This window comes from Streptomyces sp. MS191 (assembly GCF_008042125.1).
Taxonomy (GTDB): Bacteria; Actinomycetota; Actinomycetes; order Streptomycetales; family Streptomycetaceae; genus Streptomyces.
Map to the genome: position 1 here is coordinate 1 of NZ_RDBI01000201.1, position 818 is coordinate 818.

Below are 818 nucleotides of genomic sequence, written 5' to 3' on the forward strand. Positions count from 1 at the left end.
GGTCCCATCCGCCCCATCGCCGGGCTGGGGTCATTCGCGGAATGACGCTACGGCGTACATTAAGCCCTCCAAGGGTCCGATATGCCCCTCAATGTCCCTTATCCTGCCGGGTTACCGCAGGTAATGTAYGCCGTAGCGTCATTCGGGAGGACTCCGTGAGACGGGAAGGGCGGGACCCGATGGTGGCCGGCTTGAGGCGTCGACTTCTCCAAGTGCGCGCGGATCCGGTTTCACCCACCACCGAAGAGTGACCAGCGGGGCATGAATCCCAACCAAGAATCGAGTGGTACCCGCTAAGCCCTGCCGGGTCACCCCATTCAATGGGTGCGGGAAGCCACCCCCGGACCCGACACGGGCCGACGGCGCTGCGCGCCCCGCCGGCCCCCTGCCCTGGCCCCTTTCCCGGGCCGCCCTCCGAGTGTGAAAAGGCGGGTGAAGGTGACGGGTCAAGGGTGGAGCGAAGCGACATCGGCGAAGCCGACGCGACGAAGGAGCGCCCTTGAAGCGGCGCCGTAGCCCGCCACACTCGGAGAGAGGGCGGCCAACCACCAGAAACCAGCGAAGGACCCAGCACCCCAAGCACCCAGGGCGGTGCCCGGAAAGGCGCGCCTTCCCGGTCCCGGGGTGCCGCGACGGGTCCCTGTCCCTGTCCCGGTCCCGGTCCCGGGGTGCCGCGACTGCCCCGGTCCCGGTCCCGGTGCGGACCTGGCGCGTCCGTCAGACGGTGTCGCGCAGGTCCACCAGACGCTTGATCTTGCCCACCGAGCGCTCCAGCGTCTCCGGGTCGACCACCTCGACGGTGACCGACACCCCGATCC

General features: G+C 69.0%; 1 protein-coding gene. It reads right to left on the reverse strand.

The window, feature by feature from the left end; translation table 11 throughout:
- Positions 1-717: 717 nt before the first annotated feature.
- Positions 718-818 (reverse strand): acyl-CoA synthetase family protein (locus EAO71_RS36390; protein WP_147981886.1); only part of this gene is annotated, 101 nt, incomplete at its 5' end.